This is a genomic window from Lysobacter sp. CCNWLW3 (genome assembly GCF_036697405.1).
In the GTDB taxonomy this organism is placed as follows: Bacteria; Pseudomonadota; Gammaproteobacteria; order Xanthomonadales; family Xanthomonadaceae; genus Lysobacter.
On the sequence record NZ_JBAHWA010000025.1, the window covers coordinates 16374 to 43024 of the forward strand.

The 26651-nt window shown below is 69.7% G+C and carries 29 protein-coding genes; 9 read left to right on the plus strand and 20 right to left on the minus strand.

Annotation, left to right across the window (positions count from 1 at the left end; all coding sequences use genetic code 11):
• Positions 1-29: 29 nt before the first annotated feature.
• Positions 30-851 (plus strand): penicillin-binding transpeptidase domain-containing protein, encoded by an 822-nt coding sequence (locus V1318_RS20590; protein WP_332941641.1) that lies wholly within the window; start codon positions 30-32, stop codon positions 849-851.
• A gap of 6 nt (positions 852-857) precedes the next feature.
• Here V1318_RS20590 and V1318_RS20595 read toward each other — a convergent pair whose 3' ends face one another.
• Both V1318_RS20595 and V1318_RS20600 read right to left on the minus strand, forming a co-directional pair.
• On the minus strand, positions 858-1373 hold the full coding sequence (locus V1318_RS20595) for a hypothetical protein (protein ID WP_332941642.1): 516 nt from the start codon (positions 1371-1373) through the stop codon (positions 858-860).
• A gap of 79 nt (positions 1374-1452) precedes the next feature.
• Entirely contained in the window at positions 1453-2076 is a 624-nt protein-coding gene (locus tag V1318_RS20600; protein ID WP_332941643.1) for a CGNR zinc finger domain-containing protein, read from the minus strand.
• Between the two features lie 79 nt (positions 2077-2155).
• On the opposite strand from V1318_RS20600, the gene V1318_RS20605 reads away from it, so the two are divergent.
• Positions 2156-3253 (plus strand): arginase family protein, encoded by a 1098-nt coding sequence (locus V1318_RS20605; RefSeq protein WP_332941644.1) that lies wholly within the window; start codon positions 2156-2158, stop codon positions 3251-3253.
• Here the strand turns inward: V1318_RS20605 and V1318_RS20610 are convergent.
• The 5 genes from V1318_RS20610 to V1318_RS20630 all read right to left on the minus strand — a co-directional run bounded on the left by V1318_RS20610 (position 3250) and on the right by V1318_RS20630 (position 7683).
• Positions 3250-3648, minus strand: coding sequence for a cupin domain-containing protein (locus V1318_RS20610; protein WP_332941645.1), 399 nt, complete (start codon positions 3646-3648; stop codon positions 3250-3252). The genes V1318_RS20605 and V1318_RS20610 overlap by 4 nt on opposite strands.
• Entirely contained in the window at positions 3645-3989 is a 345-nt protein-coding gene (locus tag V1318_RS20615; RefSeq protein WP_332941646.1) for a DUF2695 domain-containing protein, read from the minus strand. The genes V1318_RS20610 and V1318_RS20615 overlap by 4 nt, the downstream gene beginning before the upstream one ends.
• A 17-nt stretch (positions 3990-4006) precedes the next feature.
• Complete coding sequence (locus V1318_RS20620; protein WP_332941647.1) at positions 4007-4447, minus strand: tetratricopeptide repeat protein; 441 nt, start codon at positions 4445-4447, stop codon at positions 4007-4009.
• 152 nt (positions 4448-4599) lie between these two features.
• Complete coding sequence (locus V1318_RS20625; protein ID WP_332941648.1) at positions 4600-6264, minus strand: MFS transporter; 1665 nt, start codon at positions 6262-6264, stop codon at positions 4600-4602.
• 18 nt (positions 6265-6282) lie between these two features.
• Positions 6283-7683 (minus strand): DcaP family trimeric outer membrane transporter, encoded by a 1401-nt coding sequence (locus tag V1318_RS20630; RefSeq protein WP_332941649.1) that lies wholly within the window; start codon positions 7681-7683, stop codon positions 6283-6285.
• A gap of 257 nt (positions 7684-7940) precedes the next feature.
• Here V1318_RS20630 and acs point away from each other — a divergent pair, with 257 nt between their 5' ends.
• Complete coding sequence (gene acs, locus V1318_RS20635; RefSeq protein ID WP_332941650.1) at positions 7941-9893, plus strand: acetate--CoA ligase; 1953 nt, start codon at positions 7941-7943, stop codon at positions 9891-9893.
• Between the two features lie 165 nt (positions 9894-10058).
• On the opposite strand, the gene V1318_RS20640 is transcribed toward acs, so the two are convergent.
• On the minus strand, positions 10059-10439 hold the full coding sequence (locus tag V1318_RS20640; protein ID WP_332941651.1) for an endonuclease domain-containing protein: 381 nt from the start codon (positions 10437-10439) through the stop codon (positions 10059-10061).
• A gap of 89 nt (positions 10440-10528) precedes the next feature.
• On the opposite strand from V1318_RS20640, the gene V1318_RS20645 reads away from it, so the two are divergent.
• From V1318_RS20645 to V1318_RS20655, 3 genes are read left to right on the plus strand one after another with little or no spacing between them, the layout of a single operon-like run.
• On the plus strand, positions 10529-11197 hold the full coding sequence (locus V1318_RS20645) for a response regulator transcription factor (RefSeq protein ID WP_332941652.1): 669 nt from the start codon (positions 10529-10531) through the stop codon (positions 11195-11197).
• Positions 11198-11248: 51 nt separating this feature from the next.
• On the plus strand, positions 11249-11785 hold the full coding sequence (locus V1318_RS20650; RefSeq protein WP_332941653.1) for a hypothetical protein: 537 nt from the start codon (positions 11249-11251) through the stop codon (positions 11783-11785).
• A gap of 28 nt (positions 11786-11813) precedes the next feature.
• Entirely contained in the window at positions 11814-12299 is a 486-nt protein-coding gene (locus tag V1318_RS20655) for an SRPBCC domain-containing protein (RefSeq protein WP_332941654.1), read from the plus strand.
• A gap of 73 nt (positions 12300-12372) precedes the next feature.
• On the opposite strand, the gene V1318_RS20660 is transcribed toward V1318_RS20655, so the two are convergent.
• The 3 genes from V1318_RS20660 to rpmB all read right to left on the minus strand — a co-directional run bounded on the left by V1318_RS20660 (position 12373) and on the right by rpmB (position 16658).
• Positions 12373-15813, minus strand: coding sequence for a PAS domain-containing hybrid sensor histidine kinase/response regulator (locus V1318_RS20660; RefSeq protein WP_332941655.1), 3441 nt, complete (start codon positions 15811-15813; stop codon positions 12373-12375).
• 432 nt (positions 15814-16245) lie between these two features.
• Positions 16246-16410, minus strand: coding sequence for a 50S ribosomal protein L33 (gene rpmG, locus V1318_RS20665; protein ID WP_036168663.1), 165 nt, complete (start codon positions 16408-16410; stop codon positions 16246-16248).
• A gap of 11 nt (positions 16411-16421) precedes the next feature.
• Positions 16422-16658, minus strand: coding sequence for a 50S ribosomal protein L28 (gene rpmB, locus V1318_RS20670; protein ID WP_055907473.1), 237 nt, complete (start codon positions 16656-16658; stop codon positions 16422-16424).
• Positions 16659-16958: 300 nt separating this feature from the next.
• Here rpmB and V1318_RS20675 point away from each other — a divergent pair, with 300 nt between their 5' ends.
• A complete protein-coding gene (locus V1318_RS20675) occupies positions 16959-17354 on the plus strand; it encodes a GFA family protein (protein ID WP_332941656.1) in 396 nt (131 codons plus the stop codon).
• A 95-nt stretch (positions 17355-17449) separates the two neighbouring features.
• On the opposite strand, the gene V1318_RS20680 is transcribed toward V1318_RS20675, so the two are convergent.
• The 9 genes from V1318_RS20680 to V1318_RS20720 all read right to left on the minus strand — a co-directional run bounded on the left by V1318_RS20680 (position 17450) and on the right by V1318_RS20720 (position 24240).
• On the minus strand, positions 17450-17785 hold the full coding sequence (locus V1318_RS20680) for a lipid-A-disaccharide synthase N-terminal domain-containing protein (RefSeq protein WP_332941657.1): 336 nt from the start codon (positions 17783-17785) through the stop codon (positions 17450-17452).
• Positions 17786-17790: 5 nt separating this feature from the next.
• The gene (locus V1318_RS20685) at positions 17791-18537 is read right to left on the minus strand and encodes a glycosyltransferase family 2 protein (RefSeq protein WP_332941658.1); all 747 of its coding nucleotides are present in this window, start codon (positions 18535-18537) and stop codon (positions 17791-17793) included.
• A gap of 116 nt (positions 18538-18653) precedes the next feature.
• Positions 18654-19619 (minus strand): NAD-dependent epimerase/dehydratase family protein, encoded by a 966-nt coding sequence (locus tag V1318_RS20690; protein ID WP_332941659.1) that lies wholly within the window; start codon positions 19617-19619, stop codon positions 18654-18656.
• 188 nt (positions 19620-19807) lie between these two features.
• Complete coding sequence (locus tag V1318_RS20695) at positions 19808-20236, minus strand: hypothetical protein (RefSeq protein ID WP_332941660.1); 429 nt, start codon at positions 20234-20236, stop codon at positions 19808-19810.
• A gap of 86 nt (positions 20237-20322) precedes the next feature.
• Positions 20323-21048: a suppressor of fused domain protein gene (locus V1318_RS20700; RefSeq protein ID WP_332941661.1), complete on the minus strand. Its 726-nt coding sequence runs from the start codon at positions 21046-21048 to the stop codon at positions 20323-20325.
• A 42-nt stretch (positions 21049-21090) separates the two neighbouring features.
• Positions 21091-21990, minus strand: coding sequence for a ParB/RepB/Spo0J family partition protein (locus V1318_RS20705; protein ID WP_332941662.1), 900 nt, complete (start codon positions 21988-21990; stop codon positions 21091-21093).
• On the minus strand, positions 21987-22802 hold the full coding sequence (locus V1318_RS20710; protein ID WP_332941663.1) for an AAA family ATPase: 816 nt from the start codon (positions 22800-22802) through the stop codon (positions 21987-21989). The genes V1318_RS20705 and V1318_RS20710 overlap by 4 nt, the downstream gene beginning before the upstream one ends.
• 101 nt (positions 22803-22903) lie before the next feature.
• Positions 22904-23599, minus strand: coding sequence for a 16S rRNA (guanine(527)-N(7))-methyltransferase RsmG (gene rsmG / locus V1318_RS20715; protein ID WP_332941664.1), 696 nt, complete (start codon positions 23597-23599; stop codon positions 22904-22906).
• Positions 23600-23631: 32 nt separating this feature from the next.
• On the minus strand, positions 23632-24240 hold the full coding sequence (locus V1318_RS20720) for a 4'-phosphopantetheinyl transferase superfamily protein (protein WP_332941665.1): 609 nt from the start codon (positions 24238-24240) through the stop codon (positions 23632-23634).
• Positions 24241-24428: 188 nt separating this feature from the next.
• On the opposite strand from V1318_RS20720, the gene V1318_RS20725 reads away from it, so the two are divergent.
• Together V1318_RS20725 and V1318_RS20730 are read left to right on the plus strand one after the other, a co-directional pair.
• Complete coding sequence (locus tag V1318_RS20725) at positions 24429-25790, plus strand: AMP-binding protein (RefSeq protein ID WP_332941666.1); 1362 nt, start codon at positions 24429-24431, stop codon at positions 25788-25790.
• A gap of 166 nt (positions 25791-25956) precedes the next feature.
• Positions 25957-26229: a GlsB/YeaQ/YmgE family stress response membrane protein gene (locus V1318_RS20730; RefSeq protein WP_332941667.1), complete on the plus strand. Its 273-nt coding sequence runs from the start codon at positions 25957-25959 to the stop codon at positions 26227-26229.
• The last annotated feature ends 422 nt before the right edge of the window (positions 26230-26651 follow it).

Genomic DNA, 26651 nt, shown 5'->3' on the forward strand with positions numbered 1-26651 from the left:
GCGCCCATTCCACACCCGCAGGGCCGCGCATGAGCCGATACCGTCTTCTGCTGGTTGCGATCGCGTTGTCGGGCGCCTTGCTCGCGCCGTCCGCGCGCGCGGCCGATGCGCCCCGGGCCGCGGGCGAGTCCTGCTTCCTGCTGTACGAGGTCGGCGTCGGCGAGCTGCGCCGCGATCCCGCCCAGGCCTGCGCGCAACGCTACAGCCCGGCTTTCACCTTCAAGGTCGCGCACGCCCTGTTCGCGCTGGATGCGGGCGCGGTCTCCGGCCCCGCGGAGCGCATGGTCTACGACGGCCAGGGCGATTGGCCGGCGTCGTCGCGGCGCGATCACGATCTGGCCTCGGCGATGCGCCATTCTGTGGTGTGGTACTTCCAGCGGATCGCCCAGCGGCTGGGCCCGAAGCGCGAGGCCGACTACCTGCGCAAGCTGCACTACGGCAACCAGGACGCGAGCGGCGCGCCGACCCGGTTCTGGCTGGGCGACACGCTGACGATCTCGCCGCAGGAGCAACAAGGCTTCCTGCTGGATCTTTACGCCGATCGCCTGCCGCTGTCCAAGCGCGCGCAGGCCCAGGTCAGGGCGATGCTGGTGCAGCCGCAGGGCCAGGTCGTCAATGCGCGCGGCGCGCAGGCGTTCGCCGCGCCCTGGCCCGCCGGCGCCGTGCTCGGCGCCAAGACCGGCTCGACCAGCGACCGCGAAGGCCGCGGCGTGCGCTGGCTGATCGGCCACGTCCAGCGCGGCCGGCGCGCCTATGTGTTCGTCAGTTGCGTGGTCGGCGCGCGCGATCTCGACGCCAACGCCGCCATCGACCTGGCCGCGCGCAGCCTGCGCGACGCCAAGGTGCTGTAACGCGGCTCAGTCGCAGCCGTCGCGTTCGCCGTCGAAGTAGGTTTCGAGCACGCGGCCGTCGCCGTCGATCAACTGGATCGACAGGCGCTCATGGTGGGCCTTGACCACGATCCATTCCCTGGCCTCGTCCTGCGCATAGGCCGCGACCTGGCCGCCGCCGGTCAGCAGGGTTTTGCCGACCTGCGGCACGCGCCGGTAGTGGCCGAGCAGGCGCGCGTCCAGGGCCTGGTAGTTCGGAATCGGCCGGCGCAGGCCCAGCGTGCTGCCGTCGCGCGCGAACATCAGGTCCAGACGCGACACCGGCGGGTCGCCGCCGGCGCTCATGGCGTGTCCGCTGAGCACGCCTTCGACCTCGCGATCGGGCAGCAGGCGCAGGAACCCGTCGACCGGGCCGCCCGGGGTCGCGCGCGTGGCCCAGCAGCCGCGCACGAAATCGATGTCGTCGGCGGCCCGGGCGGTGGCGGCCGGCCAGGCGCTCAGCAAGAGCGTGGCGGACAAGAGGGCGGTGCGGATCGGGATCATGGCGTGCTCCGGCGTCTGCGCACCCTAGCATCGGCGTGAGCGCGCGGCATCGACGCGCACGCGCGTTTGCCGGCGTCGTTCAGCGCGTGGCGGCGCCGCGCTGCTGGTGCCGGCGCGCCTTGGCGACGTTGCCGCAGGTGGCCATATCGCACCAGCGCCGGCGCCCGTTCTTGGAGGTATCGATGAACACCCAGCCGCAGTCGTGGCCGTCGCAGATGCGCAGGCGATCGAGCTGGGCGTCCTTGAGCAGATCGATCGCATGGGCGACCACGGTGTGCGCGATCAGGTCGGGGCCGCAGCGCTCGACCGACCACTCGGCCCGCAGGCGGCCCTGGCGCGCGACCAGCCTGGCCGCGGACGACGCGGCCAGGCGCGCCTTGTCCAGGATCGCCAGATCGCTCTCGGCCGGCGCCGTGCCTTGCGAGAGCGCGTACAGGATCGCGCACAGCGCCTCGCGCAGGGTCTTGCAGCGGGCCAGCGCGGCGGCCGCCTTGGCCGGCTCGGCCCGGCTCCGTTCCTCCAGCCAGGCCAGATCGGCGCGCGCGTAGTGGCCGGATTGGCGCGCCCAGCGCAACAGGGCGTCGTAGTCGTCCAGCCAGTCGCGCGGCTGGGTATCGCGCGCGGTGACCGTGTTGACCAGGTCGAGGGCGAGATGGCCGGCGACCAGATCGGCGGGCTTGAACGCGTGGTGTTCGATGCGCATGCGTAACCTGCTAAGCGATATTGACAGGTTATGCTCGCGCGCCTATAACCGTCAAAACTTAATTTAGAGGTTATTCGGCATGAGCCGGAATCTGCGCCTCGCGCGTCGCTGCCTGGAAACCGGCCTGCTCGCCGCCGGCATGGGCATGGCCGGCAGCGCCTGCGCGCCGGCCGCATCCGCCGGTACCGAATCGAACGCCACAGTGCCGGCGACGCGCATCGTCGCCGTCGATGCGCCCAGCAACCTCGGCCTGCGTCCGCCCGCACCGGGCGTCGAGCCCGGCGCGCGCAAGGCGCCCGCCGCGCTGCGCGCGACCGGCCTGCTGCAGCGCCTGGGCGCGCGCGATGCCGGGCGCGTCCAGGCGCCCGTGTACTCGCCCGATCCCGATCGTGTTGTCGGCTTCCGCAACGGCAGCGCCCTGGCCGGGTATTCGCGCACGCTCGCCGACCGCCTCGGGCCGTTGCTCGACGGCGACGAGTTCGTGCTCGTGCTCGGCGGCGATTGCAGCGTGCTGCTCGGTTCCGGTCTGGCGCTCAAGCGCCGCGGCCGTTACGGCCTGGCCTTCGTCGATGCGCACGACGACTACTCCTACGCGCGCGACCGCAAGCGCTACCGGGGCTACTACACCGCGGCCGGCCTGGACCTGGGCCTGGCGACCGGACACGGCCCTGCGGCCTTGACCGATATCGATCGTCTCTCGCCCTACCTGCGCGAGTCCGACGTGGTCCAGCTCGGCCTGTCGCGCACGCAGCAAGACAGCGACTACGCCGAGACCGAATCCTTCGACGCTTCCGGCATCCACACCATCGGCGTCGATGCGATACGCCGCAGCGCGCGGGCGGCCGGCGCCGACGCGCGTGCGCGCCTGGAGGCCACCGACACCCAGGGCTACTGGATCCACGTCGACGCCGACGTGCTGGATGCAAGGGCGATGCCCGCGGTGGATTCACCCAACGGGCGCGGGCTGAGCTACGCGCAACTGCGCGCGCTGTTGGCGCCGCTGCTGGCGAGCCCGAAGGCAGTGGGCCTGGAACTGACTATCTACGACCCGGATCTGGATCCGGACGGGCGCTACGGCGCGCGCCTGGCGCGCGCGATCGAAGGCGCGTTCGCCGACAGCGGGCGATTCGCGGTCGCCGCAGACGGCTCGCCGCGCGCCGGCGGCGGGCGACGCTAAGCGTCGTCGAAGCTGCAGGGCAGCGGCGCTTCGTCGACGTCCTCGTAGGCCTCGGGGCGGAAGCGCGGCGTGCAGATCGCCAGGAACACCAGGTCGCCATGGCCCAGATTGGCGATGCGCTGCCGGCAGCCCGGCGGGATCAGCACCACGTCGCGCGGTCCCACTTCCTGCGGTGGCAGATCGCCGATCTCGATGCACCCGCGCCCCTCGACGATCACATAGCGCTCGGCGGTGCCGACGAGCCGGTGCCAGCGCGTGGTCACGCCCGGGGTCACTCGCACCTGCGCGATCGACAGCTCGGGATCGTCGTCGCCGTTGGACAGCTCGACGACGTGGCATTGCTCGGAGATGTAGAACTCGCTGGCGGGATCGTAGGGGCGGATAGCCGGTTTCATGTCGAGCGTCCGGAGCCGGCCGCGGTCGCGCCGTCGCGCGACTCCAGCCAGTGCTGATGGGTATTGGCCGCGATCTCGCAATCGCAGTGGCCGCCATGCCTCTGGCACCAGTCGAGCAGGGCGTTCGCTTCGTCGTCGGTCAGGGCCATGGCGTCGATGCTGCGCATCGCGTGACGGGTGTCGTGGAAGCAGCCGTGGCGGGCGCGTAAGGCTTCCACCTCGTCGAAGAATCGCGCCAGTCGCACCTCGTCTAGCGGGAATTCGGCGCGCGCGCGTTGGCGCTGGCCTTGCTTCCATTGTTTGAGCAAGGCACGTCGTGTGGCGGCGTCTGGCCGGTTCATGGCTACGGTTCCCTGCGCTACCAGTCGCCGTTCGCGGGCGGGTTCAGCACGGTCTTGAGATGAGCGAAGTACTTCGGGTCTTCGTGCTCGAAGATGTCCGGGCCGCCGCCCATGTAGGCGCGCGTGAGTTCGTCGTCGGCGCGCTCCAGGTTGCCCAGTTCGAACTGCGACTGGCCCAGGCGCAGATGCAGGAAGGGATTGCCGATCGCATCCGGGCAATGCATCGCGTCGGTGAGCGCGGCGCGCGCGTGGTCGTACTCGCCGGCGAGGAAGTGCGCATCGCCGATCGCCGCCAGCAGCCAGGTGGCGGCTTCCCAGTCGGTGATCGGCTCTGGCAGCAGGCCCAGGGCCTCGACGTACCTGTCCACGGCCTCGCGATAGCGCCCCTGTTCCGCGCTGGCGTCGCCCTGTGCGGACAGCGCCTGCACGCGTTCATGAACCTGATCGGATAGTTCCATGATCGACATTCCCTTGTTCCCGCGGCCGCGGTCGTCGGAAGCATAAGCGCAGCTCCGCGATAGGCGCCAGAGTGCCCCTAAAAAGAACAACGCCGGCTTGCGCCGGCGTTGTCCTTACCGCATACGACGTGGGGGTCGTTCGGGGGGCGACCTCAGTCGCGGATGTCGACGTCCTTGGTTTCCGGCAGGAACAGCGCGCCGATCACCACCGTCATCGCGGCCACGATGATCGGATACCACAGGCCGCTATAGATGTTGCCGGTGGCCGCCACGATGGCGAAGGCGGTGAACGGCAGGAAGCCGCCGAACCAGCCGTTGCCGATGTGGTAGGGCAGCGACATCGAGGTGTAGCGGATGCGGGTCGGGAACAGCTCGACCAGCCAGGCCGCGATCGGTCCGTAGACCATGGTCACCAGCAGCACCAGGAAGGTCAGCAGCGCGATCACCACCGGCGTGTTGACCTGGGCCGGGTCGGCGCTCGAAGGATAACCGGCGGTCTTCAGCGCATCGCCCAGCTGTTTGGCGAACGCGTCGGACTGGGCCTTGAACTCGTCCTTGCCCAGCGCTTCGCCTTCGAAGCTGCTCAGGTTGATGCCGCCGACCGACACCGTGGCCACGCTGCCGGCCGCGGCCGGGGCGTTGACGTAGGGAATGCCCTTCTTGGCCAGCGCGGACTTGATGATGTCGCAGGACTGCTTGAAGGTGGCCTTGCCGACTGGGTCGAACTGGAACGCGCAGCGGTCCGGATCGGCGTTCACCGTGACCGGCGACTTCGCCACCGCCGACTCCAGCGCCGGATTGACGTTGTGGGTCAGCGCCTTGAACACCGGGAAGTAGGTGAACACGGCGATCAGACAGCCCGCCAGCACGATCTTCTTGCGGCCGATCTTGTCCGACAGCCAGCCGAAGAGGATGAAGCCGCCGGTGGCCAGCGCCAGTGCGATGGCGATCAGGATGTCGGCGCGGTTCGGATCCAGGCCCAGGGTCTTGGTCAGGAAGAACAGCGAGTAGAACTGGCCGCCGTACCAGACCACGGCCTGGCCGGCGGTGGCGCCGAGCAGGGCCAGCAGGGCGATCTTGCCGTTCTTGGAGAAGAAGCTCTCGGTGATCGGCGCCTTGGAGGTCTTGCCTTCAGCCTTCATCTGCTGGAACAGCGGCGATTCGGCCAACTGCAGGCGGATCCACACCGACACGCCCAGCAGCACCACCGAGACCAGGAACGGAATGCGCCAGGCCCATTCCTCGAACGCTTCCTTGCCGAAGTAGTTGCGGCAGCCCCAGATCACCAGCAGCGACAGGAACAGGCCCAGGGTCGCGGTGGTCTGGATGAAGCTGGTGTACAGGCCGCGCCGCCCGTGTGGCGCGTGCTCGGCGACGTAGGTCGCCGCGCCGCCGTACTCGCCGCCCAGGGCCAGGCCCTGGGCCAGGCGCAGGGTGATGAGGATGATCGGCGCGGCGATGCCCATGGTGGCGTAGCTGGGCAGGATGCCGACCAGGAAGGTCGCCAGGCCCATGATCACGATGGTGACCAGGAAGGTGTACTTGCGCCCGATCATGTCGCCCAGGCGGCCGAAGACCAGCGCGCCGAACGGACGTACCGCGAAGCCGGCGGCGAAGGCCAGCAAGGCGAAGATGAACTGGCTGGTGTCGTTGAGGCCGCCGAAGAACTGCTTGCCGATGATTACGGCGAGCGAACCGTACAGATAGAAGTCGTACCACTCGAATACGGTGCCCAGGCTGGACGCGAAGATGACCTTCTTGTGGCCTTTGGTGAGCTCGCCGGATCCGGGCGACGCGGTGGCGGTGACGCTGGACATGATGCGTTCCCCTAGAGGTTAGAAGCTGTACTTGACGTGCGTCTGCAGGCGGTTGAGCTCGCCGGAGTCGCCGTTCTCGAGTTCGCGCTTGCCCCAGATCAGCTCCGCGCCGATATCGAGCTTGGGCAGCGGAGAATAGATCAGGTTGACGTGCGCCGATTGCGCCGACTTGGTGATGCCCAGGCCGGTCAGCGCGGTCTCGTTGTCGTACTCGGCGCGCGAATAGAACAGGTTGGTGCGCAGCTTCGGACTGAACACGTGACGCCAGCCGACGAAGCCGCTGATCAGGTCGATGTTCTCCAGGTTGCCGGTGGCGTCCAGGACGGCGTCGTTGTTCAAGGCCAGGCCTACGTAGCGGCCGATGCCGCTGCCGGCGGTGACCATGTAGCGCAGGTCGTCGTTCTTGCCGAGATTGAACTTGCCCGAGACGCTGGCGCCGTAGCCGGTGCTGCTGTCGTTGACCGGGCCGGTCTGGTACTTGAGCTGGCGCGCGAGCAGGCCGACGCCGAAGTGGCCCCAGTCGCCCTTGGCGGTGTAACGCGCGGTCAGGTCCGGCATGCTGCCGTCGTCGCCGGCGACCTGGGCCATGTTGCCGCGGAACGGGGTGTACACCGTCTCCGGGTTCTCGATCGAGAACGACCACGGGCCCTTGGTGTAGCGCAGCTGGGCCTGGCGCACGAACACCGTGCCTTCGGTGGGGCCGAGGAAGTCGACCGTGTCCGGCAGCGCCGCGGTGTCCTGGAAGTTGGACCAGGCCTGGCCGGCGAGCCAGTTGTTCCAGGTCACGTAGGCCTGGCGCAAGGTGAGGGCATAGGTGTTGGTGGCGATCTCGTTGCCGGTGAAGGCGGTGGTGCCGCCGCCGAACAGGTCGAACTCCAGGTAGGCCTTGAGCTTGTCGCCGCTGTCCAGGTCGGTGTCGGCCGCGAACCAGAAGCGCGAGAAGTTCGCGCCCATGTCGGTGTCGGTGCCGCCCTCGCGGGTGCGGCCGCCGCCGACCGGAATGGCCTTGGGCACGTAGAACAGGCGCCCGACCGAACCGTCGGCGATGTCGCCGTCGTTGGTCTGGGTGACCGAGGCGTCGAGCTTGATGAAGCCGCCGTAGCTGAAGCGGGTGCCCGGATTGGCGCCGGGCGTGATCGCGGCGGTCTGCAGCGCGGGCTTGCCGGGCGTCGCGGCCGGCGCCGCGGGCGCGGTTGCTTGCGCGGTCTTGACCTCGGCGATCTGGCTTTGTTGCTGCTGCTGTTGCGAGACCAACTGCTGGACCATGGCTTCGAGCTGGGCGACGCGCGCCTCCAGCTCCTTTTCCTTCGCCGTCTGGGCGTAGGCCATACCGGGCAACGTCAGCGCGACCAGCAAAGCCGCGGCCAGCGGGCGCCGCCGGATCGCGCTCCCCGCCGGCGATGCGATGCGAATGGACATGATTCCCTCCCGAGGAATGCCGCGCAGGGCGCGCGACTGCGGCCAGACTGCGCGCCGGGCCGGGGAGGGGCCATTCGCCATTGGTCGTAAAAACCCGCGTTCAGACGCCGCGTACGACCATGGTCTAAACCGCGGTCACGGCGGCTATCGTGGCGGATGCGGCACACTGGAGGTTCGCCTGCGCCTGCGCGCGAACCTTAGTCGGTCCACCCCCCTTCCACCTCGACCCGTCCCATGTCCAACCGCCGGAGCGCCCCATGAACCAACCCGCCACCGTCTATCCCGTTGTCGCGGACTTCGCCGCCCAGGCGCGGATCACGCGGGAAGACTACGAGCGCCTTTACGCCGAGTCGGTGCAGCAGCCCGAGGCGTTCTGGGCCCGGGTCGCGCAGCGTCTGGACTGGTACCGGCCGCCGACCAAGATCAAGGACGTCAACTACGCCCTGGACGATTTCCGCATCCGCTGGTACGAGGACGGAGAGCTCAACGCCAGCGTCAACTGCCTGGACCGCCACCTGGCCACGCGCGGCGACAAGACCGCGCTGCTGTTCGAGCACGACGACCCCAACCTGCCCGCCGAGCACGTGACTTACCGCGACCTGCACGCGCGGGTCTGCCGCCTGGCCAATGCGCTGCGCGCGCTGGGCGTGCGCAAGGGCGACCGCATCACCATCTACCTGCCGATGATCCCGGAGGCCGTGGTCGCGATGCTGGCCTGCGCGCGGGTCGGGGCGATCCACTCGGTGGTGTTCGGCGGCTTCGCGCCCAACTCGATCGCCGACCGCGTCGCCGACTGCGGCAGCAAGCTCATCATCACCGCCGACGAAGGCCTGCGCGGCGGCAAGAAGATTCCGCTCAAGGCCAACGTCGACGCCGCGCTGAAGCTGCCGGGGACGAATTCGGTCGAGACCGTGCTGGTGGTGCGCCATACCGGTGCCGCGGTCGACATGCAGATGCCGCGCGACCGCTGGTACGACGCGGTGGTCCATGGCCAGCCCGAGACCTGCGAGCCCGAGCGCATGAACGCGGAGGATCCGTTGTTCATCCTCTATACCTCCGGCAGCACCGGCAAGCCCAAGGGCGTGCTGCACACCACCGGCGGCTACCTGGTCTACGCCAGCTACACCCACGAAGCGGTGTTCGACCTGCGCGAGGACGACATCTACTGGTGCACCGCCGACGTCGGCTGGGTCACCGGCCACAGCTACATCGTGTACGGGCCGCTGGCCAACGGCGCGACCGCGCTGGTGTTCGAGGGCGTGCCCAACTATCCGAACGTGTCGCGCTTCTGGGAAGTGATCGACAAGCATCAGGTCACGATCTTCTACACCGCGCCGACCGCGATCCGCGCGTTGATGCGCGACGGCGACGAGCCGGTCGCGCGCACCTCGCGCAAATCCCTGCGCCTGCTCGGCTCGGTGGGCGAGCCGATCAATCCCGAAGCCTGGCGCTGGTACTACGAGGTGGTCGGCGATTCGCGCTGCCCCATCGTCGACACCTGGTGGCAGACCGAGACCGGCGGCATCCTGATCACCCCGCTGGCCGGCGCGATCGACCTCAAGCCGGGCTCGGCGACCAAGCCCTTCTTCGGCGTGCAGCCGGCCCTGGTCGACGCCAACGGCGCCGCGCTCGAAGGCGCGGCCGAGGGCAACCTGGTGTTGCTGGATTCCTGGCCCGGCCAGATGCGCACCGTCTACGGCGACCATGCGCGTTTCATCGAGACCTACTTCAAGACGTATCCGGGCAGCTACTTCACCGGCGACGGCTGCCGCCGCGACGCCGACGGCTACTACTGGATCACCGGCCGCGTCGACGACGTGATCAACGTCAGCGGCCACCGCATCGGCACGGCCGAGGTCGAGAGCGCGCTGGTCCTGCACCCCAAGGTCGCCGAGGCCGCGGTGGTCGGCTTCCCGCACGACCTCAAGGGCCAGGGCATCTACGCTTATGTGACCCTGATCGCCGGCGAGGCGCCCAGCGAGGACCTGCGCAAGGAACTGGTGGCCTGGGTGCGCAAGGAAATCGGCCCGATCGCCACCCCCGATCACCTGCAGTGGGCGCCGGGCCTGCCCAAGACGCGCTCGGGCAAGATCATGCGCCGCATCCTGCGCAAGATCGCCGAGAACGCGCCGGACCAGCTCGGCGATACCAGCACCCTGGCGGATCCGTCGGTGGTGGACAGCCTGGTCAACGATCGGTTGGGTAAGTGATCGGGCGGGGCAAAAGCGAATCCCCCCTAACCCCCCTTTTTCAAAGGGGGGGGACTGGATGCATCGCCGTTTGTGGCTTCGCGCGGCGTTTCGAGTACATCGTCCCCAACCCCGGCGCCTCTGTTTTTCCCCCCTTTGAAAAAGGGGGGCAGGGGGGATTTGCCTTTAGCGATTTCCGCAAGGCAACCGCAATCGCTGCGCCACCATTTCCAAAATCACCGACATAACGCTTTCGGTCTCCAACAGCGCCTGTCTGTTGTCGAATCGCAGCACACGCAAACCTCGCTCAGCCAAAGCAGCGGCGCGGCGAATGTCGGAAAGTGCGCAGACATCATCGAAGTGCTGATTCCCGTCCACTTCGATCACCAAACCAGCGACCGGTGCGTAAAAGTCCACGATGAAGTTCAACAGCGGCTTCTGCCTATAGAACTGAACGCCCAGGATCTGCTTCCTGCGCAGCCGAAACCACAGGGTCCGTTCGGCGTCGGTCATGGCCGTCCGCAATCGACGTGCCGGGTGTTTGAGCTGGCGTCGGTACGGTTGCATGCGGCTATTGCATCGCGCCACGCTCGGTTTGAGGCAGTCGGTACATGCTGCGTGTCGGACTCAGAAAACCCCTACCCAGGAGCGCAGCCGTGGCCACCTTGCTGATCGCCGACGACCACCCGCTGTTCCGCGAAGCCCTGCGCGGCGCGGTGGCGCGGGTGCTGCCCGATGCCTCGCTGCGCGAGGCCGACAGCGTCGACGCGCTGTACGCACTGGTCGAGGCCGAGTCCGACGCCGACCTGTTGCTGCTGGACCTCAACATGCCCGGCGCGCAGGGCTTCAGCGCCCTGGTGCATCTGCGCGCCTTGCATCCGCAGCTGCCGATCGTGGTGGTATCGGCGCGCGAGGAGCCGGCGGTGATGCGGCGCGCGCTGGATCATGGCGCGGTCGGCTTCATCCCCAAGTCGGCCGACGCGGCGACCCTGGGCGAGGCAATCGCCAGCGTGCTCGCCGGCGATCGCTGGGCGCCGGCGGCGGCCTTGTCGGCGCCGGCCGCGGCCGAGGACGAACACGACGCCGCGCAGCGCCTGCGCGACCTGACCCCGCAACAGTTCCGCGTATTGCAGATGCTGGGCGCCGGCCTGCTCAACAAGCAGATCGGCTACGAGCTGGGCGTGTCCGAGGCCACTGTGAAGGCGCACGTGACCGCGATCCTGCGCAAGCTCGGCGCCAACAACCGCACCCAGGCGGTGCTGATCGCCGGGCGCCTGGCCCTGGACCCGGGCACGATCGTGCTGCCAGCGGAAGAGAGCGAGTAGCCGGGCGTCGCTGCGCAGGCAAGAGGTGCTCTTGTACGATTGGAGCCCGCCTTGGTGCCCGGCATGCGTAACGGAGTCCGTGTGGGATCTCGCAAGCTATCGATGCTGTGCGCGTTGCTGGTCCTGTGCACGAGTCCGTCGCTGCGTGCCGGCGAGGACGAATGCACCTTCGACCAGGACTATCAGATCAAGCAGGTCGCCCGGATGGCCGCGCGCCATCCGGGCGGACGCATGAGCGAAGACCTGCGCATGGTGTCCTGGCGCAGCGCCGACGGCAGCGTGCTGAGCGTGGCCCACGGAGGTTGCGTGGATCTGGGGACGACGGTCAGGCTTCGCTATCCCTCCGATCGGCGGCCCGACAACCGAATCGCCTTGCGCCGATTGTTCGCGGCGGTGTCGACGTACTGGTCGCCTGCCGATGCCGAGAACATGATCGCCGCATTCGCGAGCGGCGCATTCACCGTCCGCGCCCAGGACGGCGAACGGGTGGAGCTGGACCTGACGCGCGGCGAGCATTCGCGGTTTCCGCTCGGTCTCAGTTTGTCGATCGCGCCTACGGAGCTTGCGGTCACTTGGACGGAAGGCTGATGCGCGCCGACAGCGCGGGTGCCCGCGTATGACCGCCGAAGCGGATGGCAGCTACCCGCAGCGCGTCGAGAAAGCCATCGTGATCCAGGCGCCGCCCGACAGGGTCTGGCGCGCCTTGACCGAGGCGCGCGCGCTGGAAACCTGGATGTCGGACGAGGACTTCGCCGCGGAGACCGATTGGGCGCTGGGCGGCCCGGTGGTGTTCCGCGGTCTGCTGCACGGCCGTCTGCGCTTCGAGAATCGGGGCGTGGTCCAGGCCTTCGAGCCGCCGCGCCTGCTGCAGTACACGCATTGGAGTTCGCTCTCGCGGCGGGCGTTCCCCGATCTGCTCGAGCACCATGTCGTGCTGCGCTTCGAACTGACGCGCTCGGACGATGCCACACGCGTGGACCTGGCCTTGAGCAACCTGGGCAACTACGCCGTGTACGGGCATATCAACTACTACTGGGAAATCGCCCTCGTCGCATTGAAGCGCTATTGCGAAGCCGCGCGCTTTGCGCCGGACGCGAGCTAGCGGCCCTCCGCTTGAAGGCATCGCGTTGAAGGCATCGCGCCGCTGCGCACCGATAGCCTAGGAATGCGCGCGTTCAGACCTGCACGGTCTGCCGCTGCGCGGCCAGGAAGGCGCGCAGCGAGGCCGGCTTGATCGGCTTGGTCAGCACCCGGCAGCCGCGTTCGCGCGCGGCCAGCTTGAGCGCGTCGCTGCCGTCGCCGGTGAGCAGGGCCGCCGGCAGGGCGCGGCCGGCGCGCGCGCGCAGGGCCTCGACCACGCCCAGTCCGTCGAGGCGGTCGTGCAGGTGGAAATCGATCAGGGCGACGTCGGGGCGCTGATCCATCAGGGCCAGGGCTTCGTCGACCGTCGCCGCGACCAGGGCGGTGGCCTGCCAGCGCCCGAGCAGGGTGCGCATGCCGTCCAGGATTTCCAGATCGTTGTCGACGCACAGCACGCGCAGCCCGGCCAGGGAGTCGGCGATCGCGGGCGCCGCGGCGATGCGCACGCGCGCGGTACGGCCGCAGGGCACGGCGATCGAGAACACGCTGCCGCGGCCGACCCGCGAGCGCACGCGCAGCGGATGGTCCAGAGTGCGCGCGATGCGCTGGCAGATCGACAGGCCCAGGCCGAGGCCGCGCTCGCCGCCGACGCCGGGCTGATCGAAACGCCGGAACTCGTCGAAGATCTGCTCCAGGTGGTGCTCGGGTATGCCGGGGCCGGTGTCCCAGACCTGCAGTTCGACCTGGCCCTGGCGCGCGCGCGCGGCCATCAGCACGCCGCCCTCGCGGGTGTAGCGGAAGGCGTTGGCGATGAAGTTCTGCAGCGCGCGCCGCAGCAGGCGGCGGTCGCTGCGCACCGGCATTTCTTCCATCGGCACGCGCACGCGCAGCTGCAGGCCGCGGCCGGCCGCGCTGGGCGCGTATTGCGCAGCCAGCTCGCGCAGCAGTTCGCCGGCGTCGAAATCGGTGGGTTCCGGGCGCAGCGCGCCGGCGTCCAGGCGCGAGACGTCGAGCAGGCCGTCGAGCAGATCCTCGGCCGCGCGCAGCGAGGCGTCGACGCGTTCGGCCAGGCGGGTCTGCTCGTCGGCGTCGGTGGTTTCGCGCAGCGCGGTGGTGAACAGGCGCGCGGCGTTCAGGGGTTGCAGCACGTCGTGGCTGACCGCGGCCAGGAAGCGGGTCTTGGATTGCTGCGCGGCCTCGGCTTCCTGGGTGCGCAGTTCGACGCGCTGCTCCAGGGTTTCGTTGGCTTCGCGCAGGGCCTGCTCGGCGCGTTTGTAGTCGGTGACATCGCTGTAGCTGGTGACGTAGCCGCCGCCCAGCAGCGGGCGGCCGACCATCTCGATCACCTGGCCGTTGGCGCGCACGCGCTCGAACACGTGCGAGGCGCCCGCGCGCAGGTGGGCGAGGCGGCGCCGCACCTGCGCATCGATGTCGCCCGAACCCATCTCGCCGCGCTCGGCGTTCCAGCGGATCAGGTCGCTGACCGGGCGGCCGACGTAGAGCATGCCGTCGGGGTAGTCGAACAATTCCTGATAACGGCGGTTCCAGGCCACCAGGCGCATGTCGCGGTCGACCACGCTCACGCCCTGGCTGATGTTCTCCAGGGTGGTCGACAGCACCTGGCGGTTGAAGCGCAGTTCCTGGTTGGCCTCGTCCAGCAGGGCCACCACTTCGCCCAGTTCCATGCCCGAACCGCGCAGCGCGCTGGTCAGGGTGAGGCGGGCCGAGGCCGCGCCGATCGCCGAGGCCAGCAGGCGTTCGGTGAATTGGGCCAGGGCGCGATCGGCGGGCTGGTCGGGCAGCCAGGGGCGGCCCTGGGCCTGCGCGTACTCCTCGAACGCGCGCCGCGCATGGCGTTCGCCGACGATGCGTTCGGCCAGGGTCAGCAGCTCGCCGCTGCGCACGCTGCCGGCCCAGCCGCCCGGTCCCAGCGCGGGGCGCTGCACGTAGGGGTCCAGGTAGGTCGCCGCCAGCAGCTGGTCCTGCAGGCGCGGGCGCTGACGCACCGAGACGAACAGGAAGGCGCCGATGTTGAACAGCAGCGACCAGAAGGTGCCGTGGGTCAGCGCGTCCCAACCGGTCAAGCCGAACAACTGCTCCGGCCGCAGCCAGGACACGCCCAGCGGGCCGTGCTCGATCCAGCCGGTGTCCAGCCAACCCACCCGCGCCAAGGCCGGCAGCAGCAGGGTGTAGAGCCACAGCGAGGCGCCGGCGAGCAGGCCGGCGAACGCGCCGGCGCGACTGGCGCCGCGCCAGTACAGGCCGCCGATCAGCGCCGGCGCGAATTGCGCGACCGCCGCGAACGCGAGCAGGCCATGCTGGGCCAGGCTGTCGGCGCCGATCGAGGCGCGGTGGTAGGCGTAGGCCATCATCGCCAGCACCAGGATGGTCGCGCGCCGCACCCACAGCACCTGGCGGTCGATGCCCTGGGTTTCGCGCAACGCGCCGCTGCGCAGCAGCAGCGGCACGATCAGGTCGTTGCTGACCATGGTGGCCAGGGCGACGCTGGCGACGATCACCATGCCGGTCGCGGCCGAGAAGCCGCCGATGTAGACCATCAGGGCCAGGGTTTCCTGCTTCAGCGCCAGCGGCAGGGCCAGCACGTAGGTGTCGGGCGATACCGAGCTGCCGCCGAGCACGGCTTGGCCGGTCAGGGTGATCGGCACCACCAACAGGCTGATCAGGGCGAGGTAGCCGCCGAACAGCCAGCGCGCGGGGCGCAGATCGTTGGGGTCCTGGCACTCGACCACGGCGACATGGAATTGGCGCGGCAGGCACAGGATTGCGGCGAAGGCCAGCAGGGTCTGGGCGACGAAGCCCGGCGGCAAGCCGGGCTCGGTGACCACCCGCGCGGCCTGGCCCACGCGCGCGGCCAGGTTGCCGTCGCCGGGCAGGTGGGCGAGCGCGAACACGCCGATCGCGACGAAGGCGACCAGCTTGACCAGCGACTCCAGCGCGACCGCGAGCACCATGCCGTGGTGGTGTTCGGTGGCATCGATCTGGCGGGTGCCGAACAGGATCGCGAACACCGCCAGCATCAGGGCGACGTAGAACGCCGGGTCGGCGAGCAGGCTGGCGTCGGACGGCACGCCGGCCAGCACCTCCACGCTCATGGCCACGGCCTTGAACTGCAGGGCGACGTAGGGCACCGCGGCGGTCAGCGCGACCGCGGCCACCAGCGCGGCCAGGCCGGGCGCGCGGCCGTAGCGCGAGGACAGGAAGTCGGCGATCGAGACGATGCGGTGCTCGCCGGAGATCAGCACCAGGCGTTCGAGGATGCGCCAGCCGAAGGCCAGCATCAGCAGCGGGCCCAGGTAGATCGGCAGGAAACCCAGGCCGGTGCGCGCGGCGGTGCCGACCGCGCCGTAGAAGGTCCAGGACGAGCAGTACACCGCCAGCGCCAGCGAATACACGGCCGGGCGCAGCCAGCGTAGCTTGGGCGTGCGCGCGGTGCGCTGGTCGCCGTAGTAGGCGACCGCGAACAGCAGGCCGACGTAGCCGGCCGACACCAGCAGCAATATCCAGCCTGGGATCACCGCAGGGCTACTCCGCGTTCGGACTAGCGAGTGTACGGCGGGCGGGACGGGGGCGGCTTGGGGGCTACGAAAGTCGTAGGCGGGCGGCCCTCACCCCAGCCCGACCGCACAGCGGCCGGGCGTTCTCGCAAGCGCTGTCCTCATCCCGCAGGCGGGAGAGGGGTTAAAGCGGAGCGCATTCGAAGGAGACGATGCGTAGCTGGGCCTGGGCGACCAACGCGGTTTTTGCTTTTTTTGCCGTCATCCCCGCGAAGGCGGGGATCCAGTGACTTTAGCGGGCGGCCACGGGAGCGATGTTGCGCCGAAGAACTCGAATCGCAGGCAAAAAGAAACCCGCCTTGCGGGCGGGTTTCTCGGAGGCCTGGATCCCCGCCTTCGCGGGGATGGCCTTCCGGCAAAGCCGTTCGCGCGCCGCGCGAACGGGCCGGAAGGTCACTTGATCTTGCCTTCCTTATAGATCACGTGCTTACGAACGACGGGGTCGTACTTCTTGACCTCCATCTTGTTCGGGGTGTTCTTCTTGTTCTTGTCGGTCGTGTAGAAGTGACCGGTGTTGGCCGAAGAGATCAGACGGATCTTGTCGCGCTTGGAAGCCATGGGTCAGGTCCTCAGATCTTTTCGCCGCGGGCGCGGAGATCGGCCAGAACGGCGTCGATGCCGTTCTTGTCGATGGTGCGCATGGCGTTGGCGGAAACACGCAGCTTGATCCAACGGTTCTCACTGGCGACCCAGAAGCGGCGCTCGTGCAGGTTGGGGAGGAAGCGGCGGCGGGTCTTGTTCATGGCATGCGAGACGTTGTTGCCGGTCGTCGTTCGCTTGCCCGTTACTTGGCATACGCGGGACATGTGCACCTCGAAAGGATTGGATGCTTCCCTTGGCCAGGGAGGCGGCGGCCCCGCCGTCGGCGCGGAACTCCGCGGACAGCGCGCGACACGGGTGGAAACCTCAGCCGATCGAGGCGGCCGGAATCGCGCTTCCGGAACCGCTCGGACCTGCCCCTAGGGGTGGGTCGGACACAGCGAGCCGCGCATTATGCCGGAAAATTCAAGCCTGGACAAGAACTTGGGCGCCGGTCAGGGCGCTCGGGCCGGCCGTCGCGGTATTCTTTGGGCCGTCGACCCCTCCCAGACCGACCCGAGGTGCCCATGATCCGTCTAGCCACCTGTTCCTGCGGCCAGCTGCGACTGGCCTGCGAGGGCGAGCCGGTGCGGATTTCGGTCTGCCACTGTCTGGAGTGCCAGCGCCGTACCGGCAGCGTGTTCGCGGTGCAGGCGCGCTACCCGCGCGAGCGGGTGCGGCGGCTGGAGGGCGAGTCCGGGCGCTTCGAGCGCACCGGCGACAGCGGCACCACGGCCCGCTTCCATTTCTGCCCCGCCTGCGGCTCGACCGTGTACTGGGAGCCGCAGTCGATGCCGGACTCGATCTCGGTCGCGGTGGGCGCCTTCGCCGATCCGGGGTTCCCGCCGCCGCGTCACTCGGTCTACGAGGTCCGCCGGCACGCCTGGGTCCGGATGCCGGACGAGATCGAGCACTACGACTGAGGGGCGCGCGACGGCGCGGTTGTCAGCGCGGCCTCCGGCTGCACGGGTCGGGGCGGTAAGCCGGAGGCGCGCCGCGCCGCCGGGACTCGCCGAACTCAGTGCCCGGCCCGATCCCGGCGCCAGCCGCGATGCTTGATGTCCAGGTACAGGCTGTAGGCGGCGGTGAAGGCCGGGAACAGGTTCTGGATCACGCCCACCGAGTCCTGCTTCTGCGAGAACACGAAGTAGCTCAGGGTCATCGCGCTGCCGACCAGGCTCATGTACCAGAACGCGCGCGGGATCACGGGCTTGCCCTGGCGTTTGCTGGCGAGGAACTGGACCAGCCAGCGGCCGCCGAACATCAGCGCGCCGGTCAGGCCGATCAGCTTCCACGGCGACATGTGCAGGCCGGTCCAGGCCAGCCATTCGATCGGCGAATTCATGAAGTCCATGCGGCTCAGACCTCTTCGGTGGCGGTGACCTTGCCGCGCTTGATCAACCAGGCGACGCCGCGCAGGTCGCTGATGCCGACCAGGGCGCGGTTGAGATTGTTGTACTTGGACACGCCGGTGGAGCGCGCGCGATGGTTGACCGGCACGCTGACCGTCTTCCAGCCGGCGCGCTGCATCAGCGCGGGCAGGTAGCGGTGCATGTGGTTGAAGTGCGGCAGGTCGAGGAAGGCCTCGCGCTCGAACAGCTTGATGCCGCAGCCGGTGTCGGGGGTGTCGTCGCGCAGCATGCGGCTGCGGATCGCGTTGGCCCATTTCGAGGCCCAGCGCTTGCTGCCCGAGTCCTGGCGGTTCACCCGCCAGCCCGCGAACAGCTTGATGTCGGGCGCCGACTCGGCACGCTTGGCCAGCAGCTTGGGGATGTCGGCCGGATCGTTCTGGCCGTCGCCGTCCAGGGTCGCGATCCAGGCGCCGCGCGCGGCCTTGACGCCGTTGCGGATCGCCGTGCTCTGGCCGCTCTGGCTGAGGTGGTGGACCACGCGCAGTTCGGGCACCTGCGCCTTCAGCGCGCGCAGCGCGTCCAGGGTGCCGTCGCGCGAGCGGTCGTCGACGTAGACGATCTCGAAGTCGCCGCCGTCGTCGGGCGCGCGGCCGCGCAGCGCGGCGGTGATCTCGTGGATCAGCGGGGCGACGTTGTCCTGCTCGTTGAACACGGGGACGACGACGGACAGTTGCGGCGTATGGCTTGCGGTCATCTAACGGACTCGTCGCGGCTCATCGGAGCCGGGATTGGCGGTGCAATGCCCTCTGCGCACCGGGAGAGGGGCGGACAGCGTGCGCGCCCGCTCCGGTGCGGCGGGGCGGCGTGGCTTCAGGCCCGGGCGCCGAAATAATCCCGGCACCAGGCGACCACCTGCGGCAGCCCGGTTTCGATCGAAGTCGTCGGCTCGAACCCGAACGCCGCCTTGGCGCGCGCAGTATCGGCCATCGTCTCGATCATGTCGCCCGGCTGCATCGGCTTGTAGACCTTTTCGGCGGCGCGGCCGGCCGCGGCCTCGATCACGCCGATGAAACGCTCCAGTTCGACCGGGGTGTGGTTGCCCAGGTTGAACACCCGGTGCGGCGGATCGTCCTGGGCCGGATGCGCGAGCGCGCCGAGCACGCCGGCGACGATGTCCTCGACCCAGGTGAAGTCGCGGCGCATGCGGCCGTGGTTGAAGACCTCGATCGGGCGGCCCGCCAGCACCGCGCGCGAGAACAGCAGCGGCGCCATGTCGGGCCGGCCCCAGGGGCCGTAGACGGTGAAGAAGCGCAGGCCGGTGGCGTGCAGGCCGTAGAGGTGGGCGTAGGTGTGCGCCATCAGCTCGTTGGCGGCCTTGGTGGCCGCGTACAGCGAGCGCGGGCGGTCCACGCGCTGGTCTTCCGAGAACGGCGCCACCGCCGAATCGCCGTAGACCGAGGACGAACTGGCGTAGACCAGGTGCTGCACGCCGCGGTGGCGGCACAGCTCCAGCAGATTGACGAAGCCGGCCAGGTTGCTGTCGACGTAGGCGTGCGGATGGGTGAGCGAGTAGCGCACGCCGGCCTGCGCGGCCAGGTGGATCACCTGGGTCGGCGCGAACTCGTCGAACAGCGCGGCCAGGCCGTCGCGGTCGCCCAGGTCGATCGCGCGGATGTCGGTGTCCGGACACAGCGCGGCGACGCGGTCGCGCTTGAGCTGCGGGTCGTAGTAGTCGTTGTAGTTGTCCAGCCCGACCACGGCCTGGCCGCGGGCGCGCAGGGCGCGGCAGACGTAGCTGCCGATGAAGCCGGCGGCGCCGGTAACGAGGATGGTCATGGGGCGATGGTGGCGGATTCGGGGGCGGGAAGCATGCGCTGGCGGCGGTTACCGTATCGACAGTGTCCGCGAACCCGGGTCGGAACCGCGTCGGGGCCGCTGCGACCGGTGCGCGGGCGACAGCTTGGCCGCCCGCGCCTGAAGCGCAGCAGACTCCGCGCCCGCCGGAGCCCGCCGCGCCGGTCGCGTCACTTCACCGCGAGCTGCTTGGCCAGGCCGAAGGCTTCGTTGAGTTCGTCCTGGCTGGCCGCGTCGATCCAGACATAGACGCGGACCTTGCTCTTGGGCTTGTCGCCGGGCAGGGCGATGATGGCTTCGCGCGAGTACGGGCGCGTGGCGCTGGCCTTCTTGTACCAGACCACCGCCTGGCTGCCGACCGTGCCCTTCTCGGCGCGGTTGTTCTTTTCCGGCTTGAAGCTGCGCGCGCCCAGGTACACGCCGAAGCCCTTGCCGGCAGCGATCGCGGACGGCAGCTCCAGATAGCACAAGGTGTAGTCGTCGCCCTGGCGCTGGGTCCAGGCCAGGTCGGCGTTGTTGAGGTTGGGGCAGCTCGCGCCGGCTTGGGCGAAAGCCAGGGACGGGGCCAGCAGCAGGGCCGCGAAGGCTATCCGTTTCATATGCATCTCCTTGGGTGGGGTACGGTTTGGTTGGGTAATCGGTGGAACGAGGCGGCCGTGTCGCCTGAGCTTATCGTGCCTGGCGGTCAGAACAGGCCGAAGCGCTTCTTGGCGACGTTGCGCCGTTTGGGGTCGATGATGTCGTCCAGGTCGGCGAACTTGTCCAGCAGGCCGTCGGTGCCTTTGCGCAGCTTGAGCTCGCGCTCCTCCGGGTACAGCGGCACCACGGCCAGGAACTGGATCTGCTTGTCGTCGTCGATGCGCAGGCGGTGGAAATCGTCGGGCACGCTGACCGAGGGCAGCAGGATGGCCGAGTCCAGGCGGGTGCCGGCGGCATAGGGCTCGGGCGGGTCGCCGTTGGCGATCGAGTGGCCCCAGCCCAGCCAGGTGCGGTGCTTGTGCGGAAACCGCGCCAGCATCTTCAGCAGCCGCACCGGCCAGTACCAGCGCTCGTCCTGCATCGAGGCCTGGTCCAGCCGCCAGTCGGCCGGCAGGGTCGCGATCAGCTCCAGGTGGCGCGGCGCGTCGGAGCCCTCGGGCACCGCCATCGCCAGGTCGCTCATGCCGGAGGTCACCAGCCGCACGTAGGGGTAGCGCTCGTTGGCCGGCAGGAAATGCACGTCGATATGGACCAGGTCCGAGACCAGCTCGTGGAACACGCTGCCGATCGGGCCCAGGTGGGCTTCGATGTGCTCGGAAATGCGCTCCAGGCAGATCTCGCCCTGGACCGGCTCCCACTCGGGCGCCTGGTCGTAATGGTAGATCGGGCTACCGCTGAGGCTGACCACCTCGGCCTTCTTGCTGTCCGTCATCGCCGCCTCCCCCCGAGGCCCGTCCGCGCCGTGGCGCGGCCGTCATTCGACCTTGCCGCGCAACTTTTCCAACACGCCATCCAACGAGTCCAGGTCGCTGTAGTGAATCACCAGGCGGCCCTTGCCGCCGCGGCCGTGCAGCACGTTGACCTTGGTGTTCAGCGATTCCGACAGCTCGCGCTCGAGCGTGGCGATGTCGGCCTGCGGCTTGGCCTTGGCCGGCTTGGGCTTGCCGCTGCCGGGCACCTTGCCCGCGGCCAGCTGTTGCACGCGGTGCTCGACGTCGCGCACCGACCAGCCCAGTTCGGCGGCCTGGCGCGCCAGCGCGATCGCGGCCTGCGGGGCCAGGGTCAGCAGCGCGCGCGCATGGCCCATGTCCAGGGCGCGGGTCTCGACCAGCACGCGGATCTCGGCCGGCAGTTCCAGCAGGCGCAGCAGGTTGGAGACCGCCACCCGCGAACGGCCGACCGCTTCGGCGGCCTGGGCGTGGGTGAGGTCGAATTCGTCGATCAGGCGCTGCAGCGCGTTGGCCTCTTCCAGCGGGTTGAGGTCTTCGCGCTGGATGTTCTCGATCAGCGCCATCGCGACCACGGTACGGTCGTCGACTTCGCGGATCACCACCGGGATTTCGGTCAGCCCGGCCAGCTGGGTCGCGCGCCAGCGGCGCTCGCCGGCGATGATTTCGTAACGCTTGCCGCCGATGTCGCGCACCACGATCGGCTGGATCACGCCCTGGGCCTTGATCGACTCGGCCAGCTCGGCGAGCTTGTCGTGGTCCCAGGTCTTGCGCGGCTGGTACTTGCCGGCGGTCAGCGCGTCCACCGGCAGGGTGCGCATCACGTCGGCTTCGGTGGCTTCCAGGATCGGGGCCTCGGCGGCGGCCTTGGGGCCGAGCAGGGCTTCCAGCCCGCGGCCGAGGCCGCGCTTCTTCGCCGCGCTCATGCCACGGTCTCCTTGTGGTCGCGTTGCGCCGTCTTGGCGGCCTGTTCGCGCTCGCGCTGGCGGCGCAGCACTTCGCCGGCCAGGCCGAGGTAGGCGATGCCGCCGCGGCTGGCCTTGTCGTAGCCGACGATGCTCTGGCCGTGGCTGGGCGCCTCGGCCAGGCGCACGTTGCGCGGCACGATGGTGCGGAACACGCGGTCGCCGAAGTGATTGGTCAGCTCGGCCGAGACCGCGTTGGCCAGGTTGTTGCGCACGTCGAACATGGTGCGCAGCACGCCTTCGATCTCCAGCTCGGGATTGAGCCGGGCCTTGAGCGCGTTGATGGTGTCGAGCAGGGCGCTGATGCCTTCCAGCGCGTAGTACTCGCACTGCATCGGCACGATGATCGAGTCGGCGGCGGTCAGCGCGTTGAGCGTGAGCAGCGACAGCGCCGGCGGGCAGTCGATCAGGATGTAGTCGTAGTTGGCGCGCAGCGGGGTCAGCGCGGCCTTCAGGCGCTGCTCGCGCGCGTCCTCGCCCATCAGGCGGATTTCCGCCGCGGTCAGCTCGATGTTGGCCGGCAGCAGGTCGAAGTCTTCCGGGGTGCGCAGCAGGATCGAGGCGGCGTCGGTCTCGCCCAGCATCACGTCGCAGATCGAATCCTCGATCGTGCGCTTGTCGATGCCGCTGCCCATCGTGGCGTTGCCCTGCGGATCCAGGTCGACCAGCAGCACGCGCTTGGGCGCGCGCGCGAGCGCGGCGGCCAGGTTGACCGCGGTGGTGGTCTTGCCGACCCCGCCTTTCTGATTGGCGACGGCGATGATGCGGGCCATGCGGCTCGTCCCCTGCTATACGGGCTGTGTGATGTGGCCGGACGGCGCCGGGCGCCGGTCGGACTGGGGATTATGCCCGGACGGGGCGCGTTCGCGCTCCGTCATGCCGGAATTCGGTCCGCGTCCGGCCCGAGGCCGGCCCCGGCGCGGGCGACCACGACCAGATGGCGCTCGGCGTCCAGCCCGGGCACCGCCAGCGGGTGCGAGGCGCGCAGCGTCCAGCCCGCGGGCAGGGCCGCGATCTCCTCGACCGGGTGGGCGCCCTTCATCGCCAGCAGCACGCCCTCGGGCTTGAGCAGGTGGCCGCCCAGTTCCAGGATCAGCGGCAGGGTCGCCAGCGCGCGCGCGGTGATCGCGTCGTAGGCGCCGGGCTCGTCGAAGGCCTCGATCCGCGATTCGGCCACGCGCGCGTCCTTCAGTTCCAGGGTGCGCAGGGCCTCGCGCATGAAGCGCGCCTTCTTGCCGTTGCTCTCGACCAGGCTCACGCGCAGGCCCGGCTTGACGATCGCCAGCGGGATGCCGGGCAGGCCGGCGCCGGTGCCCAGGTCGGCCAGGGCGCCGCCGCGCTGCGCGATCGCGTCGACGTAGGGGTGCATGGCCAGCGAATCGAGCAGGTGCTTGGTCACCATCTCCTGCGGATCGCGCACGGCGGTGAGGTTGTAGGTGCGGTTCCAGCGCGCGAGCAGGGCCAGGTAGTCCAGCAGCGGCGCGGCCAGGGCCGGATCCAGGGCCAGCGCGGACAAGCCGGCTTCGAGCTCGCGACGGAGCCCGGGCGGGAGGGGGGCGGGTGCGTTCATTGGCGACAGTATCGCCGATGGCGGCGACCGGCTCAGCGCGCGCTGTCCAGGGATTCGGCCGGCGCGCCCGGACGCGGGCGCCAGGCCAGGGCGCCGACGTAGCCCGGCGCCGGCGTCAGCTCCTGCAGCCGCCATTCCCGCGGCGAACCCAGCGCGGGGTCGCTGTCGACCAGATGCAGCACGCCCTCGTGTTCCTCGAAGCGCAGCCGGTGCAGGCCGAAGGACAGGCCGTGGCCGTGCGCCTTGAGCACCGCTTCCTTCAGGCACCACAGGCGCAGGAAGGCGCGGTCGCGCTCGCGCTGGGCATCCAGCCAGGCGGTCTCGGCGGCGGTGAAGTAACGCTCCGACACCGCCAGCGCGCGCGGCCGCGGGCGCAGCCGTTCCAGGTCGACCCCGACCCGGCCGTGCTCGGTCAGGGCGATCAACAGGCTGTCGCCGCTGTGGCTCCAGTTGCAGTCCCAGGCCTGATAGGGCGCTTGCAGGTAGGGCCGCTGACGCTCGTCGCGGCCCAGGCCCAGGCTGTGCGGCAAGGTGCCCAGCTGTCCGGCCAACCAGGCCCGCGCCTGCGCTTCGGCGGCATGGCCGGGCGTGTGCGGCTGCCAGGTCCAGCGCGGCGATGGGGGCGGGGCGGGCGAAGTCATGGCTGGCTCAGGGACATGAACGTGGCGTTTGGCGGAACGCCGGCGCGCCAGCGTAAGCTAAAGCAGGGGACGCGGCGCTGGCCGCGATCGATGCCGCCGCCGCAAGGCCGGCGCTTAAGGGGAGGCGGCGCAGGCCGTCGGCGCCGGGTCCTGTGCGGGGATGCGGTCGGAGTAACGAATGGCGAACGATGTCAGCGGTTGTTGATCACGATGCGGTGCCGGGGGACGAACGCGTCGCCCTGGTGACCGGAACACAGGCACGACTGCTCGCGTACGCGCGCAACGACGCGATCGCGCAGGCGCGCTTCGAAGGCGAGGTGCGCGCGCTGGCCGCGGCGCTGCCGGCGGCGCGTTACGCGATCAATCTGTGCGAGGACCGCTATCGCTTCCTGGTCGCGTTCTGCGCGGCCGCGCTGCGCGGGCAGACCACGCTGTTGCCGTCCTCGCGCGCGCCGGCGGTGATCGGCGACGCGCTCGCCCAGCACGCCGACAGTTATTGCCTGGGCGACGGCGCCCTGGATCCTTCGCCGCCGCGCTACTGGCGCCTGCCCGACGCGCTCGCGCAGGCCGAAGGTCCGCCGCCGACGATCGCCGCCGGGGCGTTGGTCGCGATCGGCTTCACCTCCGGCAGCACCGGCCAGCCCAAGCCCAATCCCAAGACCTGGCGCGCGTTTCGCGCCAGCACCGCGCAGAACCTGGCCGCGCTGGACGACCTGCTCGCGCCGGGTGCGATCACGCCGCTGGTCGCGACCGTGCCGCCGCAGCACATGTACGGCATGGAGATGTCGGTGCTGCTGCCGCTGCTGGGCCCGGTCGCGGTGCACGCCGCGCGCCCGTTCTTCCCCGACGACGTCGCCCGCGCCCTGGCCGACGCGCCTTCGCCGCCCTTGCTGGTCACCACGCCGGTGCACCTGCGCGCGCTGGTCGAATCCGGCATCGTGCTGCCGCCGCTGGCCGGCATCGTCTCGGCCACCGCGCCGCTGGCGCAGGAGCTGGCCCTGGCCGCGGAGACGCGCTACGGCTGCGAAGTGCGCGAAGTGTTCGGCTCCACCGAAACCTGCGTGATCGCGCGCCGCCGCACCGCGCGCGAACAGGCCTGGACGCCGCTGCCGGGCGTGCGCGTGTCGCCGCAGCCCGACGGCACCGCGGTGCATGCGCCGCACCTGCCCGAGGCGGTGGTGCTGGCCGACCTGATGGAGGTCGGCGCCGACGGACGCTTCGTCTTGCGCGGCCGCAGCGCCGACCTGCTCGAGATCGCCGGCAAGCGCGCCTCGCTGGGCGATCTCACCCGCAAACTGTTGGCCATCGACGGCGTCGAGGACGGCGTGGTGTTCCAGCTCGATGCCGCCGAGGGCGCGGTGCGCCGGATCGCGGCGCTCGCGGTCGCGCCCGGCCTGGACGAGGCGGGCATCCTGCATGCGCTGCGCGCGAGCATCGATCCGGTGTTCCTGCCGCGGCCGCTGCGTCGCGTCGACGCGCTGCCGCGCAACGAGACCGGCAAACTGCCGCGCGATCTGTTGCTGCAACTGCTGCACGGCAACGGCGGCTGAACCGCGCGCGAGGTGTCTACGCCGCGTGACGCGCACGCCTCCGCGCAGACATCGCCATCACGAAGCCGCGCCCAGACTGATCGTGTCCCGGAGCGGCCGACGACCGGTGTCGATCGGCGCGAATACGCATCGGGCGTCCTGTGAACGAAGAGGAGACACGATCATGATGGGCATCATCATTTGGCTGGTCGTAGGCGGCGTCATCGGCTGGATCGCCAGCATGATCATGAAGACCGACGGCCAACAGGGCATCTTCCTCAACATCATCGTCGGCATCGTCGGCGCCTTCCTGGGCGGTTGGCTGGGCGGCGTGCTGGGCTTGGGCGCGGGCGATATCAACGACGGTAATTTCAGCATCAACGGTCTGCTGTTGTCGCTGGTCGGCGCGATCGTGCTGTTGGGCATCGTCAATCTGTTCCGGCGCGGGCGCGTGCGCTGAGCCGCAGGTTGTGCTCGACGAAAAAGCCCGGCCTCGCCGGGCTTTTTCGCATCCGCGGCTTCTGGTTCTCGGCTCATCGGCGGATTCGCGGACGCACGCGTGGGCGGCGGCACGCCGCGGGCAGGCCGCGGCACGCGACAAGGCGCTTTCTCTCGCCCGGACTCCCTGTAGGAGCGGCGCAAGCCGCGACCGCGAATTCCAGCCACGTCGCAGGATCCGAACGGGCTGGCTTTCTGTGGGAGCGGCGTGAGCCGCGATCGCGAACTCCGGCTATTGCGTGGGCAGGGCGGTTGGGGATCTGCTGTTGCCCTTGCTCTGCATGGCTGCCCCGAAGGTCAACGGCTCCCGCCCGCTGCGCGTGCGGGTCACTTTCTCTCGCCAAGCTCCCTGTAGGAGCGGCGCAAGCCGCGACCGCGAATTCC